The 14,435-nt window shown below is 68.3% G+C and carries 12 protein-coding genes; 5 read left to right on the forward strand and 7 right to left on the reverse strand.

The window, feature by feature from the left end; all coding sequences use genetic code 11:
* Window positions 1-3 precede the first annotated feature (3 nt).
* The 3 genes from ACUTR7_RS22215 to ACUTR7_RS22225 are packed head-to-tail and all read right to left on the reverse strand — an operon-like array spanning window position 4 to window position 3,697.
* The gene (locus ACUTR7_RS22215; RefSeq protein WP_445609848.1) at window positions 4-876 is read right to left on the reverse strand and encodes a branched-chain amino acid ABC transporter permease; all 873 of its coding nucleotides are present in this window, start codon (window positions 874-876) and stop codon (window positions 4-6) included.
* A 42-nt stretch (window positions 877-918) separates the two neighbouring features.
* The gene (locus ACUTR7_RS22220) at window positions 919-2,082 is read right to left on the reverse strand and encodes an ABC transporter substrate-binding protein (protein ID WP_096914451.1); all 1,164 of its coding nucleotides are present in this window, start codon (window positions 2,080-2,082) and stop codon (window positions 919-921) included.
* Window positions 2,083-2,140: 58 nt separating this feature from the next.
* Window positions 2,141-3,697: a benzoate-CoA ligase family protein gene (locus ACUTR7_RS22225; RefSeq protein WP_012202016.1), complete on the reverse strand. Its 1,557-nt coding sequence runs from the start codon at window positions 3,695-3,697 to the stop codon at window positions 2,141-2,143.
* A 175-nt stretch (window positions 3,698-3,872) separates the two neighbouring features.
* Here ACUTR7_RS22225 and ACUTR7_RS22230 point away from each other — a divergent pair, with 175 nt between their 5' ends.
* From ACUTR7_RS22230 to boxA, 4 genes are all read left to right on the forward strand, one after another.
* Window positions 3,873-4,787, forward strand: a complete 915-nt coding sequence (locus tag ACUTR7_RS22230; RefSeq protein WP_012202015.1) for a helix-turn-helix transcriptional regulator — start codon at window positions 3,873-3,875, stop codon at window positions 4,785-4,787.
* Window positions 4,788-4,981: 194 nt separating this feature from the next.
* On the forward strand, window positions 4,982-6,652 hold the full coding sequence (gene boxC, locus ACUTR7_RS22235; RefSeq protein ID WP_012202014.1) for a 2,3-epoxybenzoyl-CoA dihydrolase: 1,671 nt from the start codon (window positions 4,982-4,984) through the stop codon (window positions 6,650-6,652).
* Between the two features lie 38 nt (window positions 6,653-6,690).
* Window positions 6,691-8,118, forward strand: coding sequence for a benzoyl-CoA 2,3-epoxidase subunit BoxB (gene boxB, locus ACUTR7_RS22240; protein WP_445609849.1), 1,428 nt, complete (start codon window positions 6,691-6,693; stop codon window positions 8,116-8,118).
* Window positions 8,119-8,144: 26 nt separating this feature from the next.
* Window positions 8,145-9,476 (forward strand): benzoyl-CoA 2,3-epoxidase subunit BoxA, encoded by a 1,332-nt coding sequence (boxA, locus tag ACUTR7_RS22245; protein ID WP_445609850.1) that lies wholly within the window; start codon window positions 8,145-8,147, stop codon window positions 9,474-9,476.
* Between the two features lie 140 nt (window positions 9,477-9,616).
* On the opposite strand, the gene ACUTR7_RS22250 is transcribed toward boxA, so the two are convergent.
* Window positions 9,617-10,384 (reverse strand): aspartate/glutamate racemase family protein, encoded by a 768-nt coding sequence (locus ACUTR7_RS22250; RefSeq protein ID WP_445609851.1) that lies wholly within the window; start codon window positions 10,382-10,384, stop codon window positions 9,617-9,619.
* A 14-nt stretch (window positions 10,385-10,398) separates the two neighbouring features.
* Window positions 10,399-11,280, reverse strand: coding sequence for an amino acid ABC transporter substrate-binding protein (locus tag ACUTR7_RS22255; protein WP_012202010.1), 882 nt, complete (start codon window positions 11,278-11,280; stop codon window positions 10,399-10,401).
* 222 nt (window positions 11,281-11,502) lie between these two features.
* Here ACUTR7_RS22255 and ACUTR7_RS22260 point away from each other — a divergent pair, with 222 nt between their 5' ends.
* On the forward strand, window positions 11,503-12,732 hold the full coding sequence (locus tag ACUTR7_RS22260; protein WP_445609867.1) for a D-amino acid dehydrogenase: 1,230 nt from the start codon (window positions 11,503-11,505) through the stop codon (window positions 12,730-12,732).
* 12 nt (window positions 12,733-12,744) lie between these two features.
* Here ACUTR7_RS22260 and ACUTR7_RS22265 read toward each other — a convergent pair whose 3' ends face one another.
* Together ACUTR7_RS22265 and ACUTR7_RS22270 are read right to left on the reverse strand one after the other, a co-directional pair.
* Entirely contained in the window at window positions 12,745-13,650 is a 906-nt protein-coding gene (locus tag ACUTR7_RS22265) for a LysR substrate-binding domain-containing protein (protein WP_445609852.1), read from the reverse strand.
* Between the two features lie 53 nt (window positions 13,651-13,703).
* On the reverse strand, window positions 13,704-14,276 hold the full coding sequence (locus ACUTR7_RS22270; protein WP_013799980.1) for a cob(I)yrinic acid a,c-diamide adenosyltransferase: 573 nt from the start codon (window positions 14,274-14,276) through the stop codon (window positions 13,704-13,706).
* Window positions 14,277-14,435 lie beyond the last annotated feature (159 nt).

Below are 14,435 nucleotides of genomic sequence, written 5' to 3' on the forward strand. Positions count from 1 at the left end.
TGTTCAGCTCCTTTGCCCCATCAGGCCCTGGGGCCGCCATACCAGCACCAGTGCCATCAGCAGGTAGATGCTCATGCCGCTGAGTTCCTGGAAGAACAGCTTGCCGAAGGTATCGACAAAGCCCACCAGCAGCGAGGCCAGCAGCGCGCCCGTGATCGAGCCGATGCCGCCGATCACCACCACCACGAAGCAGATGATGAGCACGTTGCCGCCCATGCCCGGATAGACCGAACTCATGGGCGCGGCGATCATGCCTGCCAGTGCCGCCAGCGCCACGCCGATGGCGAAGACGATGCGGTACAGGCGCTTCACGTCGATGCCCAGGCCGCGCACCATGTCGCGGTTGCTGGCGCCCGCGCGCACCATCATTCCCAGGCGCGTGCGGTTGACCACCCAGTACAGCGCCAGCGCCACCAGCAGGCACACTCCCGAGGCGAACAGCCGGTACCACGGATAGCTCATGAGCCCGCCCAGCGAAAAGCTGCCCGACAGCCAGCCGGGCAGCGGCACGCCATGCACGTCGTTGCCCGCCAGCAGCGAGCGCAGCTCCTCGAACACCAGGATCAGCCCGAAGGTCATCAGCACCTGCTGCAGGTGCTCGCGCTCGTAGAGGTAGCTGAAGAAGGCCCACTCCAGCGCATAGCCCAGCACCACGGTCAGCGCCACGCCGGCCAGCAGCATGGTGATGAAGTGCTGGCCCAGCAGCGGGGACAGCGCAAAGGCCATGTAGGCGCCGATCATGTAGAAGCTGCCATGGGCCAGGTTGATCACGCCCATGATCCCGAAGATCAGCGTCAGGCCCGAGGCCAGCAGGAACAGCAGCAGCCCGTACTGGACGGCGTTCAGGCACTGCACGAGAAAGGTGGCAAGGTCCATGGCGATGTCCGTATGCGTCCGTATATGAGTGCACCCCGCGCCTCACATGCGGCAGCCGCGGCCGGTATCGCCCAGGGCCTTGATGGCCACGCCCATGCGCTGGTTCTCCTTGCCCACGACCTTGCGCAGGTACATGTCCTGCACGGGGTTGTGCGACTTGCTGATGGTGAAGTCACCGCGCGGGCTGGGGATGGTGGCCTTCTCGATGGCCTGGCGGAACTCGGCCTTCTTCGCGATGTCGCCGCCCGCCGCCTTCAGGCCCACGCCCAGCATCTGGGCGGCGTCGTAGCCCTGCACGGCATACACATCGGGCATCAGCTTGTAGGCCTGGGCATAGGCGGAGCGAAAGCGCCGGTCGCGCTCCGTGCCCAGCTCGTCGGCGTAGTGCAGCGTTGTCAGCACCCCCTGGGCGGCCTCGCCCTGGGCCTCCAGCGTGCCGTCGGTCAGAAAGCCCGAGCCGTACAGCGGGATGGTCTTGTGCAGGCCGGCCGCGTGGTAATCCTTGACGAACTTGACGGCGCCCGCGCCCGCGAAGAAGGCAAACACCGCATCGGGCCTGGCGGCCGCGATCTCGGTCAGCAGGGCCTGGAACTCCACGTTGGGAAAGGGCACGGTGAGCTGCTTGCTGACCTTGCCGCCCTCCTTCTCGAAGCCTTCCTTGAAGGCATTGGTCATCTCCTCGCCGGCCGCGTATTTCCAGGTGATGGTCATGGCGGTTTTCCTGCCTTCCTGCCTGGCCGCCACCACGCCCATGGGATAGGAGGACTGCCAGTTGGAGAAGGACGAGCGGAAGATGTTGGGCGCGCACATGGCGCCCGTGACCGCATCGGCGCCTGCATTGGGCACGATGAGCACGGTGCCGCTTTCCTTGGCCGCGCGCGCCATGGCCATGGCCACGCCTGAATGCACGGTGCCCACCAGCACATCGACCTTGTCGCGCTTGATCAGGCGGTTGACGTTGTCCGTGGCCTTGGCCGGATCGGACTCGTCATCGACCTTGAAGAACTCGATCTCGCGCCCGCCCAGCCTGCCGCCCTGCTCGTTCACGAACATGCGAAAGCCGTTTTCTATGGCCGAGCCCAGCGCCGCATAGGTGCCGCTGTAGGGCAGCATGAAGCCGACCTTGATCTTGTCCTGCGCATATGCGCCGCAGGACAGGGAGGCCGTCAGGGCGAGGACGGCCCAGTGTTTGCGATCGGTGTTCATGCGTGTCTCCTTGTGGTGGATGGGTCTTGCTTTTGTCAGGGGAATCGGAAGGGGCTGTTCAGCCGACGCTGGCCTCGCGCTCTCGGAGCCTGAAACGCTGGATCTTTCCGGTGGCGGTCTTGGGAAGTTCGTCCACGAACTCGATGAAGCGCGGGTACTTGTAGGCAGCCAGGCGCTGCTTCACGAAGGCCTTGAGCTCGGCCTCGGTGGCGCTGCAGCCGTCCTTGAGCACGACGAAGGACTTGGTCTTGAGCAGGCCGTCGGCGTCGGTCTTGCCGATCACGGCGGCCTCCAGCACGGCCGGGTGCTGCATCAGCGTGGCCTCGACCTCGAAGGGCGAGACATAGATGCCGCTGACCTTGAGCATGTCGTCGCTGCGCCCGGCATAGGTGTAGTAGCCATCGGCGTCGCGCACGTACTTGTCGCCGCTCTTGAGCCAACCGCCCTGGAAGGTCTCGCGCGTCTTGTCGCGGTTGCCCCAGTACATGAGGGCGGCGCTGGGGCCCTGGATGAACAGGTCGCCCACCTCGCCATCGGCCACGGGGCGGCCGTCCTCGCCGCGCAGCTCCACGCGGTAGCCGTCCACGGGCTTGCCCGTGGTGCCGTAGCGGATGTCGCCGGGCCGGTTGGACAGGAAGATGTGCAGCATCTCGGTGGAGCCGATGCCGTCCACGATGTCGGCGCCGAAATGCGCCTTGAAGCGCTGGGCGATCTCGGCCGGCAGCGCCTCGCCGGCCGAGGAGCACATGCGCAGGCTGACCTGCTCGCGCGCGGGCAGCAGCGGCGAGGCCAGCATGCCCGCAAAGCCCGTGGGCGCGCCGAAGAACACCGTGGGCCGGTGCTGCACCCAGCGCGCGAAGGTGGCCTCGGGCGTGGGCCGCTCGGCCATCAGCAGCACGGTGGCGCCCACGCTCAGCGGAAAGCTCAGGGCATTGCCCAGGCCGTAGGCGAAGTAGAGCTTGGCGGCGGAAAAGCAGATGTCGCCCTCGCCCAGACCCAGCACCGGGCCGCCATAGAGTTCGGCCGTCCAGTACGGATTGGCATGCGTGTGGACCGCGCCCTTGGGCTTGCCCGTGGAGCCCGAGGAATACAGCCAGAAGCCCGGGTCATCGCCCAGCGTGGGCGCCGGTGCGGGCAGCGGCGGCTGCGCCGCCAGCCAGGGCTGCAGCGGCGCAAAGCCTGCGGCGCGCGCCGCCGCTTCGTCGCCGGCCACCCAGACATGGCGCACCTCGTTGGGCGCCCGGTCCAGCGCCTGGCGCAGCAGGGGCAGCAGCGCATCGCAGGTCAGCACGGCCTGGGCGCGGCTGTGGCCCAGCATGTAGGCGTAGTCGTCGGCCGTGAGCAAGGTGTTCACCGCCACCGGCACCACGCCCGCATACAGCGCGCCCAGAAAGGCCACGGCCCATTCATGGCGGTCGTGCATGAGCAGCAGCACGCGCTCCTCGCGGTGGATGCCCGCCGCCAGCAGGCCGCTGGCCATGCGCTGCGCCTGCTGCTGCAGCTGGCCGTAGCTCAGCGTGCCGTGGTCGTCGATGTAGGCGATCTTGCCGGGCCGCCCCTCATTGAGCGCGAACAGGTGCGCGGCGAAATTGAAGGGCTGGGTGAAGTCGATCATCGGGGGTCTCCTTCGACATCGGGCATCCGGCCCGACTTGTGATCTTCCGCACAACATGCAATATTGTGCGTGCATCAGAAAGATAGTTAGAACACCATCGAGCGTCAAGCACTATATTGCATGGCTGGTGTTAACCCCGACTGTTTATCATTCACGCCCTCTTCAAGGAAACTCTATGGACCAGTTCGAGACGGCAGCCCAGTCCGCCGGGGCGGCGGATTCCCTCTCAGAAGCCCCCAGGAACCAGGTGCTGCAGGCGCTGGGCGAGCGTGTGCGCAGCCTGCGCTCGCGCCGGGGCATGACGCGGCGCGCCCTGGCGGCGGCGGCCGATGTCTCGGAGCGCCACCTGGCCAACCTCGAATACGGCACGGGCAATGTGTCGGTGCTGGTGCTGCACCATATTGCACAGGCCCTGCAATGCTCCATGGCCGAGCTGCTGGGCGACGTGACCACCACCAGCGCCGAATGGCTGCTGATCCGCGAGCTGCTGGAAGGCCGCAATGAAGAGGACCTGCGCCGCGTGCGCCTGGCCGCGGGCGAGCTGCTGGGCACGGCGCCCAGCGACCGCCAGCGCCACACGCGCATCGCCCTGATCGGACTGCGCGGCGCAGGCAAGTCCACGCTGGGCCGCATGCTGGCCGAGCAGCTGGGCGTGCCCTTCCTCGAACTCAACCAGGAAATCGAGCGCATTGCGGGCTGCAGCGTGCGCGCCATCCACGACCTGTACGGTGCCAACGCCTACCGCCGCTACGAGCGCCGTGCGCTGGAGGAAGCCGTGCAGATCTACAGCGACGTGGTCATCGCCACGCCGGGCGGCATCGTCTCCGACCCGGCCACCTTCAACGAGCTGCTGTCGCACTGCACCACGGTCTGGCTCAAGGCCCAGCCCGAGGAGCACATGGCCCGCGTCGTGGCCCAGGGCGATACCCGCCCCATGGCCGCCAATCCCGAGGCCATGGACGATCTGCGCAGCATCCTCGAAGGCCGCGCCGGCTTCTACGCCAAGGCCGACCACGTGGTGGATACCAGCGGGCAGACGCTGGAGCAGAGCTTCGATCAGCTGAAGGCACTGTTCCTGCCCGCACGCTGAGACGGCGGCAGCAACCCACGGCATCCAGGCCCCAGGCCTGGATTTTTTTCGCCTGTACTGGCTGGTGTTTACCCTGAATACGGTCAAAACACGCACTATCGTGCGTGTTGCTGCGTGCATTTTCCTGATGAATCTGCATAATTATGCCTGCACCGTATCTGCGACTGCACTATTTTTCATCCAAGAGGCCGTCCATGCACCCGTCCAGCCCCACTGTCGATTACCGCACCGAGCCCGCCCAGTACCGCCACTGGTCGTTCACCGTCGAGGGCGCCATCGCCCGCATGCAGCTGAACATCGCCGAGGACGGCGGCATACGGCCCGGCTACAAGCTCAAGCTCAACAGCTACGACCTGGGCGTGGACATCGAGCTGCACGACGCGCTCAACCGCATCCGCTTCGAGCATCCGCAGGTGCGCACCGTCATCGTCACCAGCGGGCGCGACCGCATCTTCTGCTCGGGCGCCAACATCTTCATGCTGGGCGTGTCCAGCCATGCCTGGAAGGTGAACTTCTGCAAGTTCACGAACGAGACGCGCAACGGCATCGAGGACAGTTCGCGCCATTCGGGCCTGAAGTTCCTGGCCGCCGTCAATGGCGCCTGCGCGGGCGGCGGCTACGAGCTGGCCCTGGCCTGCGACGACATCGTGCTGATCGACGACCGCTCCTCCTCCGTCTCCCTGCCCGAGGTGCCGCTGCTGGGCGTGCTGCCCGGCACGGGCGGCCTCACGCGCGTGACCGACAAGCGCCATGTGCGCCATGACCTGGCCGACATCTTCTGCACCAGCGTCGAAGGCGTGCGCGGCCAGCGCGCCGTGGACTGGCGCCTGGTCGATGCCGTGGCCAAGCCCGCGCAGTTCGAGGCCGTGGTGGCCCAGCGCGCGCAGCGCCTGGCCGAGGGCAGCACGCGCCCCGCCAACGCGCAGGGCATCACGCTCACGCGCCTGGAGCGCGAGGCCACGGACGACGCGCTGCACTACCGCCATGTCAGCGTGCAGATCGACCGCGCGCGCCGCAGCGCCACGCTGACCGTGAAGGCGCCCACGCTTGGGCAAGGCCCGCAGCCCGCCACCATCGAAGCCATCGAGCAGGCCGGCGACGCCTGGTGGCCGCTGGCCATGGGCCGCGAGCTGGACGACGCCATCCTGCACCTGCGCACCAATGAGCTGGACGTGGGCACCTGGCTGCTCAAGACCGAAGGCGATGCCGCCGCCGTGCTGGCCGCAGACGCAGCCCTGCTGGCCCACCAGGACCACTGGCTGGCGCGCGAGACGCTGGGCCTGCTGCGCCGCAGCTTTGCGCGGCTGGATGTGTCCTCGCGCACGCTGTTCGCGCTGATCGAGCCCGGCTCCTGCTTCGTGGGCATGCTGGCCGAGCTGGCCTTCGCGGCCGACCGCGCCTACATGCTGGTGCTGCCCGATGACACCGAGCGCGCCCCGCGCATCCAGCTGGACGAATTCAATTTCGGCCTGCTGCCCCTGGTCAACGACCAGTCGCGCCTGCAGCGCCGCTTCTACGAGGAAGCCGCGCCGCTGGAGGCCGCGCGCGCCGCCACGGGCCGCGCGCTGGACGGCGACCAGGCCCTGGCCCTGGGCCTGGTCACGGCTGCGCCCGACGACATCGACTGGGACGACGAGATCCGCATCGCCATGGAAGAGCGTGCCGCCATGTCGCCCGATGCGCTCACGGGCCTGGAGGCCAACCTGCGCTTTGCCAGCCGCGAGAACATGGTCACGCGCATCTTCGGGCGCCTGTCGGCCTGGCAGAACTGGATCTTCAACCGCCCCAATGCCGTGGGCGACAAGGGCGCTCTCAAGCTCTACGGCACGGGCCAGAAGGCCGGCTTCGACTTCAACCGCGTCTGACCGCAAGCACGCCCCGAAACATCCACGGAGACCCCACCATGAGCGCCATCAACTACAGCGAGAAGATCCCCAACAACGTCAACCTCGGCGAAGACCGCACCCTGCAGCGCGCGCTGGAGAGCTGGCAGCCCAACTTCCTGAACTGGTGGGGCGACGTGGGCCCCGAAGGCTCCACCGACTACGACGTCTACCTGCGCACCGCCATCAGCGTGGACCCCCAGGGCTGGGCCCAGTTCGGCCACGTGAAGATGCGCGACTACCGCTGGGGCATCTTCCTGAACCCGGCCGAGGCCGACCGCAAGGTGCACTTCGGCGACCACGCGGGCGAGAAGGCCTGGCAGGACGTGCCCGGCGAGCACCGCGCCAACCTGCGCCGCATCATCGTCACCCAGGGCGATACCGAGCCCGCCTCGGTGGAGCAGCAGCGCCACCTGGGCCTGACCGCGCCGTCCATGTACGACCTGCGCAACCTGTTCCAGGTCAACGTGGAGGAAGGCCGCCACCTGTGGGCCATGGTCTACCTGCTGCACAAGCACTTCGGCCGCGACGGCCGCGAGGAGGCCGAGGCCCTGCTGGAGCGCCAGTCCGGCGACGAGAACAACCCGCGCATCCTGGGCGCCTTCAACGAGAAGACGCCCGACTGGCTGTCCTTCTTCATGTTCACCTACTTCACCGACCGCGACGGCAAGTTCCAGCTGGCTGCGCTGGCCGAAAGCGCCTTCGACCCGCTGGCGCGCACCACCAAGTTCATGCTGACCGAGGAGGCCCACCACATGTTCGTGGGCGAGTCCGGCGTCTCGCGCGTGCTGCAGCGCACCTGCCAGGTCATGAACGAGCTGCGCACCGACGACGTGGGCCGCCTGCGCGCGGCCGGCGTGATCGACCTGCCCACGCTGCAGCGCTACCTGAACTTCCACTACAGCGTGACCATCGACCTGTTCGGCGCCGACCAGTCCAGCAATGCCGCCACCTTCTACAGCAGCGGCCTCAAGGGCCGCTACGAGGAAGGCAAGCGCGCGGACGACCACCGCCTGCACGACCAGCACTACAAGGTGCTGGAGGTCGTGGACGGCAGGCTGCAGGAAAAGGAAGTGCCCATGCTCAACGCGCTCAACGAGGTGCTGCGCGACGACTACATCAAGGACTCCAACGCAGGCGTGGGCCGCTGGAACAAGGTCATGGAAAAGGCCGGCATCGATTTCCGCCTCACCGTGCCGCACAAGGCCTTCAACCGCCAGATCGGCGCGCTGGCCGGCGTGCGCATGAGCCCCGAAGGCCGCGTGGTCAGCGAGCAGGAATGGCGCATGCGCGAGGCCGAATGGCTGCCCACGGACGCCGACCGCGCCTTCGTCGCCTCGCTCATGGGCCGCTGCGTGGAGCCGGGCCAGTTCGCGGGCTGGATCGCGCCGCCGGTCATGGGCATCAACCGCCAGCCCGTGGATTTCGAATACGTGCGCTTCAACTGAAGCGCCGCGCCAGCAGGGAGTCGCCCATGACAGTCGCCTTGGTAGAACACGGCATCCTCACGCAGCACCTGATCGACCCGGAGATCTGCATCCGCTGCAACACCTGCGAGGCCACCTGCCCCGTGGGCGCCATCACGCACGATGACCGCAACTACGTGGTACTGGCCGAGCAGTGCAACGGCTGCATGGACTGCGTCTCGCCCTGCCCCACGGGCGCCATCGACAACTGGCGCAAGGTGCCGCTGGCGAGCGCCTATCCCGTGGCCGAGCAGTTGCTCTGGGACGAGCTGCCCGAGGAGCTGCCGCCTGAGGCGCTGGTCCAGGCACGGGCCCAGGCACAGGACACAGCAGACGCGCCCGCCGCCGAGGACCTGAGCCAAGCCCAGGCCGTGATCGCGGCGGCCGCCACGCGCGGTGCAGATGCGTCCCGGCCCGACGACCAGGCCGATACCCAGGTGTTCCGCAGCGCCAGCTACGGCGCCACCGTGCCGCCCTGGTCGGCCGCCCATCCGTACACCAACCTGCATGGCCCCAGGAGCCCCGTCACGGCCACCGTGGTCGGCAACCTCAACTGCACGGAGGCGGGATTCGACAGCGAGACCCACCACATCGTGCTGGACTTCGGCAGCCAGCCGTTCCCCGTGCTCGAAGGCCAGTCCATCGCCGTCATCGCGCCCGGCACCGACGCCCAGGGCCGCCCGCATGTGGCGCGCCAGTACTCGGTGGCCAGTGCGCGCAATGGCGAGCGGCCCGGCTACAACAACCTGGCGCTGACCGTGAAACGCGTCACCCAGGACCACCAGGGCCGCCCAGTGCGCGGCGTGGCCAGCAACTACCTGTGCGACGCACGCATCGGCGACAGGGTCCAGGTCATAGGCCCGTTCGGCCAGTCGTTCCTGATGCCCAACCATTCCCGCTCGCACATCGTGATGATCTGCACGGGCACGGGCAGCGCCCCCATGCGCGCCATGACCGAATGGCGCAGGCGGCTGCGCAAGAGCGGCAGGTTCGAGGGCGGCAAGCTCATGCTGTTCTTCGGCGCACGCACGCCGCAGGAGCTGCCCTACTTCGGCCCGCTGCAAAGCCTGCCGCGCGACTTCATCGACAACAACCTGGCCTTCTCGCGCGTGGCCGGCCAGCCCCGGCGCTACGTGCAGGATCTGCTGCGCGAACGTGCGGCCGACCTGGCGGCCCTGCTGCGCGACGACAACGCGCACTTCTACGTCTGCGGGCTCAAGAGCATGGAGGAAGGCGTGGTGCTGGCACTGCGCGACGTGGCGCAGCAAGCCGGGCTGGACTGGGAGCAGGTCGGCGCGCGCCTCAAGCGCGAAGGCCGGCTGCATCTGGAGACTTACTGAAACACCCCCTGAGTCGCTTCGCGCCTTCCCCCTGAAGGGGGACGACACCCTCGGTGCGGGGCGGCCCTTCCTCGGTGTCCCTGAGTTGAGCCGCGCCAGGTTCCTAAGCAGTTATTGAATGGCGCGCAACACCTTAAAAACTAATGCGCTGGAGTTCGGACCTGTCCATAGGCATCGCCGGCCAGGGCCTGGGCCAGGATCCAGGCCGGATCCACCAGCTCGGCACCGCACGCCAGCGGCGACTGCGGCAGGGCCAGCGGGATCTCGGTGCAGCCCATGATCACGGGCACATCGCCATGGCGCTGCAGCAGCGGCGCCAGCACCTCGCCGAAACAGCGCGCGGCCAGGTCCATGTCGCCCTGCTTGACGCCGTCATAGATGCCCTGCATCAGCCTCGCGCGGCCTTGTGCATCGGGCTGCAGCGCGGTGATGCCGCACTCCCTCAGCGCCGCGTCGTACAGGCCGCTGTCATAGGTGCCCTGCGTGGCCAGCACGATGGCCTGCTGCGCGCCGCCGGCCTGCAGGTGCAGGGCGGCCTGGCGCGCGATGTGCAGCACATGCAGCTGCGGAAACAGCGCCTGCAGCTGCCCATGCCAGGCATGGGCCGTGTTGCAGGCCAGGGCCACGCTGCGCACCCCCAGCGCCGCCATGCGGCCCACGCCCTGCAGCAGGTGCTGGGCCGGCCCCGTGGGCGACTGAGGGTCCGCGCGCAGCGCGGCGCTGCGGTCGGGCATGGGCAGCTGCACCAGCCAGTGCTCGGGATAGGCCTGGTCATGCACGGGCAGGCCCTGCTGCTGCAGGTGCGCCGTGCAGGCCTGCACGAACAGGCGCACGAAATCCGCGCCTGCGGCCGGGCCCATGCCCCCGAGAATGCCCACCGCGCGCGGGGGCTGAAGCTGCTGCTGCATGCTGCGATCCGAAATCAAAAAGCGGGTTTGTCGCTGAGGTCCTGCAGGTTTTTCTGCAATTGCTCGCTCATCGGCAGGCCCAGGGCCACGTTCCTCGGGGCAATGGGCTGCATGAACCACTTGTCATAAAGCCTGGCGAACGCGCCCGACTTCATCATGTCGCCGATCACGCCATCGACCAGCTGCTTGAACTGGGGGTCGTCCTTGCGCAGCATGCAGGCATAGGGCTCGACCTGCAGCGAGTCGGCCACCACCTCGAAGTCCCCGGGATTCTTGGCCGTGGGGATCAGGCCGAAGAGCAGGATGTCGTCCATGCCGAAGGCCGCGGCGCGGTCGTTCTCCACCAGCAGGAAGCCGTCCGCATGGTCCTTGGCCATGACGATGTTCATGCCCCAGGCCTTGTCGGCATTGGCCTTGCGCAGCACCTGCAGGTTGGTGGTTCCCGTGGTGATGGCCACGGTCTTGTCCTTGAGGTCGGCGTAGTTTTTGATGCCCGAGCTCTTCTTCACCAGCAGCCGCGTGCCCGTGTAGAAATGGTTGATGGCAAAGGCCACCTCCTTGCCGCGCACCGTGTTGTTGGTGGTCGATCCGCATTCCAGGTCGATGGTGCCGTTGGCCAGCAGCGGCATGCGGTTCTGCGAAGTCACGGCCTGCCACTGCACCTTGAGATCGGGCCGGTTCACCGCTTTCTTGACGGCCTCGGCCACGGCCTGGGACATCTCCACCGTCATGCCGATGGGCTTGCCGTTGTCAAGGTAGCTGAAGGGCACGGAGGACTCGCGGTAGGCCAGCGTGATGCGGCCGCTGTCGCGCACCTTGGCCAGCGTGTCGGCATGGGCTGCAGCCAGGCCGCCCAGGGCCAGGGCCGCGCACAGCGCGGTGGTGTGAAGTTGCATGCTTGTCTCCTCGTCTTTGGTGGATGTGCGGCCAGTGTAGGAAGGGCGGCGGCCTTTGCGGAATGACAATATCGGGCCGGGCCATGCCCGCCTGTTATGGGCTGGCCGCCTGCCCGCAGCAGCAGCCCCCGGCCATAACCTGCGTGCATGGCCCGTGTGCCAAATGCCATGGCCCGGCCTGCCGCGCGCGGCCTACAGTGCGGCTGCATGGAGAAACGATCAATGCATGTCTGCATCGTGGGCGCCGGCATCGTCGGCCTGGCAACGGCCTGGGCGCTGCAGCAGGCCGGCCACCGCATTACCGTGCTGGACCGCGCACCGGGCCCCGCCCAGGGCGCCAGCGGCGGCAATGGCGCGCAGCTGAGCTATTCCTACGTGCAGCCGCTGGCCGATCCCGGCATCTGGAAGATGCTGCCCCGCCTGCTGCTGGAAAAGGATTCGCCGCTGGCCTTCCGCCTGCGCGCCGACCCCGCGCAATGGGCCTGGGGACTGCGCTTTCTGGGCGCCTGCAATGCCCATGCCTCGGCCGTAGGCACTCGCGCCCTGCTGGCCCTGGCCGCCGAAAGCCGCCAGGCCTTCGAGTCGCTCCAGGCCGACGAGGCACTGGCCTGCGACCTGCACACGCCGGGCAAGCTGGTGCTCTACCCCACCCAGCAGGCGCTGGATGCCGCCGCGCAGCAGGTGGCACTGCAAGCGGGCCTGGGTGGCGCGCCGCAGCGCATCGTCAACGCCGCCGAAGTGGCGCGCATCGAACCCGCGCTCGCCGGCTACGCCCAGCGCATTGCAGGCGCCGTGCACACGCCCAGCGAGGCCGCAGCCGACTGCCGCCTGCTGTGCGAACAACTGGCCGCCCGGCTCACCGCACGCGGCGCCGAACTGCGCTACGGCGTGGAGCTGCAGGGCTTCGAGCGCAAAGGCGACGCCATCACCGGCCTGCGCACCGCCGCAGGTCCGTTGCCGCTGCGCGCCGACCACTACGTGCTGGCCAGCGGCTGGGAAAGCGCGGTCCACGCGCGCCAGCTGGGCCTGCGCATTCCCGTCTATCCGCTCAAGGGCTACAGCATCACCGCCGATGCCGCCGCGCGGCTGCCGCACGCCGCGCCCCGGGTCAGCGTCACCGACACCGCACGCAAGGTCGTCTTCGCACGCATCGGCGAACGCCTGCGCGTGGCCGGCATGGTGGAGATCGTGGGCCGGGACACGCGCACCGACCCGCGCCGCATCGCCAGCCTGCGCCGCTCCACGCAGGAGGTCTTCGCCGACCTGCCGCTGGACGGCGACCTCCACCCCTGGACCGGCATGCGCCCCGCCACACCCACCGGCCTGCCCCTCACCGGCCGCCAGCGCGGCGGTCCGCGCAACCTGTGGCTGCAGACGGGGCATGGCGCGCTGGGGCTGACGCTGGCGTTCGGGTCGGCGCAGAGGCTGGTGGGGCAGATGGAGGAGGCCTGAAACCCGCAGGCCTCAACCAGCCAGCAACTCGCGCAAGGCCTTGCGCATTTCCTCGGTCATTGCCCGCGCCAGCACGGACCCCGGCCGCTGGGGCAGGCTGAGTGCATTGACGCCCACCGTGATGCGCGGCAGCAGGGGAACGACATGGACCTTGCGGCGGTCGGCGGCCAGGGCGGTGCAGCCGTCCATGATGGCGGCGCCCAGGCCGTACTCGGCCATGGACAGGGCCGCGTGGTAGGTCTGCACGGTGACCACGGGCGACAGGCCCACGCCGTGCTCGCGGCAGGCCTGGCCCAGGCGCATGCCCAGCGGGTCGCGCGCATCGAGAGCGACCACGGGCAGCTCGGTCAGGTCCTTGAGCTCCATGCCCTCTTCGCGCACGCGCGAGGGCGGCAGCAGGCCCTTGGGCAGCACGCAGAACATGTCCACCTCGGCCAGCAGTTCATGCTCCAGCGCGGGCTGGCCCACGGAGCTGATGACGAAGCCCACGTCGGCCTCCTGCAGCAGCAGGGCCGAGACCACCTGGGGCGTGTGCAGTGCCTGCACATGGACCTGTACCTGGGGGTGGCGGCGCCGAAATCCGGCCACGGCGCGCGGCAGCACCTCGCGGCTGAGCGCGAAGACGGTGAGCACGGTGAGCCGGTCCGCGGCCTGACCATGGCGCAGGTTGTCGGCCAGGCGCTGGACCTCGTCGAGCTGCTCGAACAGCTTCTCGATGTGGGGGAACAGCGCCAGCGCCTCATTGGTGGGCGTGAGCCGGCCGCGTGCACGCTGAAACAGCGCAAAGCCCAGCTGCAGCTCCGCGTGCTGCAGGGTGCGGCTGACGGCCGGCTGGGTGATGTTGATCAGCCGTGCGGCAGCGCTGACGCTGCCGGTCTGCATGACGGCATTGAAGACCTCGATGTGGCGCAGGCGCATGGGCCGTCCTAAACGCGGGATTGGCGCGGGATTAGCGCAGGTTCAGCGCGGGTTCACTCTTCGGCGGACTGCGCGCGGGCCATCCGCTCGCTCTTCCAGTAGACGTCGTCGCCGCCATCCATGCGGTTGAGCACGCGCGCCAGCACGAACAGCAGGTCCGACAGGCGGTTCAGGTATTGGCGCGGCGCGGGCCGCATGGCCTCGCCCTGCTCCAGCGCCACCACCATACGCTCGGCGCGGCGTGCCACCGTGCGGCAGACATGGGCCTGGGCCGCGGCGCGGCTGCCGGCCGGCAGAATGAATTCCTGCAACCGGGGCAGCTGCGCGTTGTAGTGGGCCAGCGCTTCATCGAGCTGCAGCAGGGCGTCGTCCTTGAGCAGTTCATAGCCGGGAATGGACAGCTCGCCACCGAGGTTGAACAGCTGGTGCTGCACATCGACCAGCAGCTCGCGCACGTCGTCGGGCAGGGCCTCGCACAGCAGCAGGCCGATGTGGGAATTGAGCTCGTCCACATCGCCCATGGCGTGCGGGCGGCCGCTGTTCTTGGAGACGCGCGTGTTGTCGCCCAGGCCCGTGCTGCCGTCGTCTCCGGTGCGCGTGGCGATCTGTGTCAAACGGTTGCCCATGGGCGTTCTCCTTGGCGGTGCGGGGGTGGAAAGCCGGACCCGTAACGGCCCAACACCCAATTGTGCGTTACAGGCGGCACGCAAATGTTGTAGCAGGCAACAGCCGGCAAAAGTGCTGGCCCTGCTGCGCTGCAACAGGTGGAATGCAGTCATGTTCCA

It is taken from the genome of Delftia sp. NA_296.1 (genome assembly GCF_052692095.1).